This is a genomic window from Micromonospora sp. NPDC023633, from assembly GCF_040640035.1.
Lineage (GTDB): Bacteria > Actinomycetota > Actinomycetes > Mycobacteriales > Micromonosporaceae > Micromonospora.
Window position 1 is genome coordinate 1 of record NZ_JBFABB010000268.1, and the last position, 2,305, is coordinate 2,305.

General features: G+C 79.1%; 2 protein-coding genes. One reads left to right on the forward strand and one right to left on the reverse strand.

Annotation, left to right across the window (positions count from 1 at the left end; translation table 11 throughout):
- A partial coding sequence (locus tag AB0G13_RS34590) for a hypothetical protein (protein ID WP_357883883.1) occupies positions 1-70 on the reverse strand: 70 nt, incomplete at its 3' end.
- Positions 71-153: 83 nt separating this feature from the next.
- On the opposite strand from AB0G13_RS34590, the gene AB0G13_RS34595 reads away from it, so the two are divergent.
- The coding region (locus tag AB0G13_RS34595; RefSeq protein WP_357883881.1) for an AMP-binding protein at positions 154-2,305 on the forward strand (2,152 nt) is incomplete at its 3' end.

The following is a 2,305-nucleotide window of genomic DNA, read 5'->3' on the forward strand; positions in this document are numbered from 1 at the left end:
CGAGCAGCCGGATCGTGCCCGGCGGGGTGAGCGGCACCGAGCTGCGCACCGCCCAGGGGCTCTCCAGCAGGGGCTCCGGCGCTCATGGTGGCCGGGTCCGCCCCGCCCGGACGGCCCGTCCTCGCGCCGGCCGCCGTCGGAGCCGAGCCGGTCGTGCCCCTCACCGACACCGGCGAGCCGTCCGACGTTGCGTACGTGGTGCACACCTCCGGCTCGACGGGCACGCCCAAGGCCGTGCAGGTGGAGCACGGCAACCTGGTCAACCTCCTCGCCGACCTCGACGACCGGGCTCCGGTGCCGGACGGGCACACCGGCACGTGGTGGACCCGCCCCTCCTTCGACGTGGCGGTGTGGGAGTGCTTCGCCCCGCTCGTGCGGGGCGGGACGGTGCGGGTGGTGCCGGAGGCGGCCCGGCACGACGGCGCCGCGCTCGCCGGGTTCCTGGACGCGGCCGGGGCCGGCAGCGCGTACGTGCCGCCGGCGTTCCTGCCCGAGCTGCGGGCGCTGCTGCGCGCCGAGCCGGGGGCGCTGGCGGGGCTGCGCCGGCTGCTGGTCGGCGTGGAGCCGATCCCGCGCCCGCTGTTGCAGGACATCGCCCGCAGCCGGCCGGCGCTGACCGTGGTCAACGCGTACGGCCCGGCCGAGGCGACCGTCTGCTGCGCCCTGTACGTGGTGCCCCGCGACGGCGCGGTGGCCGGCGAGCGCGCCCCGATCGGCACCGCCGTGCGCGGCACCCGGCTGCTGCTGCGCCAGCCGGACGGGTCGTGCCGCCCGACCGGCACGGGCGAGCTGGTCGTCTCCGGCGCGGCGGTGGCCCGCGGCTACCTGCGGGACCCGGGCGGGGAGCCGGCGTTCGACACGGCGGCCGACGGCACCCGCACCTATCGGACCGGCGACCTGGCGCGCACCCTGCCCGACGGCAACCTGCTCTTCCTCGGCCGGGTCGACCGGCAGGTCAAGCTCCGCGGGTTCCGGATCGAGCCGGCCGAGGTGGAGTCGGTGCTGCGCCTGCTGCCCGGGGTCCGGGACGTGGTGGTGGGGGCCCGGCGGTGGGACGGGCTCGGGGACGTGCTGGTGGCGTACGTGGCGGCGGAGCCGGGTGCCGGGTTGACCGAGCGGGCGGTACGGGACCACGCCCGCGACCGGTTGCCCGGCTACGCGGTGCCGGCGGTGGTGGCGCTGCTGCCCCGGCTGCCGCTCACCCCGCACGGCAAGTACGACCACGACCGGCTCGCCGCGCTGCCCCTGCGCCCCGCCGGGCCGACCGCGGGCGGGCACCCGACCGACCCGATCGACGCCGGCCGCCCGGTCGGCCCGGCCGACGGGGCGGATTCTGTCCACGGCGTCGATCCGGCCCACTCGGCCGATCCTGCCGACGGGGCCGATCCGGTGGGCGTGGTGCTCGACGCGTGGCGGCGGGTGCTGCCGGCCGGGGAGATCCGGCCCGGTGACGCCTTCCTGCCGCTGGGCGGCACCTCGCTCGCCGCGGCCCGGGTGGCTGCCCGGCTGACCGAGCGCACCGGCGTGCCGGTGACCGCCGCCGACGTTCTGCGCGCCCCCGACGCGGCGGCCCTCGCCGACCGGCTCCGTGCGGCGACGGCCGGACCCGGCGTCCGGGTCGGTCCCGACGCCGGTCCGGCCGGCCCGGGCGGCGTCCTGGGCGGCCCGGGCGGCGGGGTGGGGGCGCGCAGCGCCCCGCTCACCCCGGAGCAGTTGGGGCTGTGGCTGCACGACGAGCTGAATCCCGGCACCGACCTCTACGTGGAGCCGGTCTGGTTCAGCACCACGTCTCCGGTGGACCGGAGCCGTCTCGCCGCCGCGCTGCGCCGGGCGGTGGCCGCCCACCCCGTGTTCGGCGCCGGGCTGCGGCTCGTCGACGGCCTGCCCGAGCTGGTGCTCGACCGGCACCCGCCGACGGTGGAGGTGGCCGACCTCGCCGACGGCCCGGCGCTCGACGCGGCCGTGCGGGCCCGCGCCCGCCGCCCCTTCGACACCACGACGGAGCCGCTGCTGCGCTGCGCCGTCCTCGGCGCCGGCGACCGCACCGACCTGCTGCTGGTCTGGCACCACCTGGCCGTCGACGCGTGGTCCCTGCGGCTGTTCCTGGCTGACCTGGCCCGCTGCCACGACGACCCGGGCTGGTCGCCCCCGCCGTCCGCCACCACCCCGTGCGACCTGAACCTGCGCCGGTCGGCCCGGGTCGCCGACGCCGCCGTCCGGGACGCCGTCCGGGCCACCGCCGCCCGGGTGCGCGAGATGTTGCCGTCCAGCGGCAGCATGACCTGTCGGGCCGGCACCTTGCCCG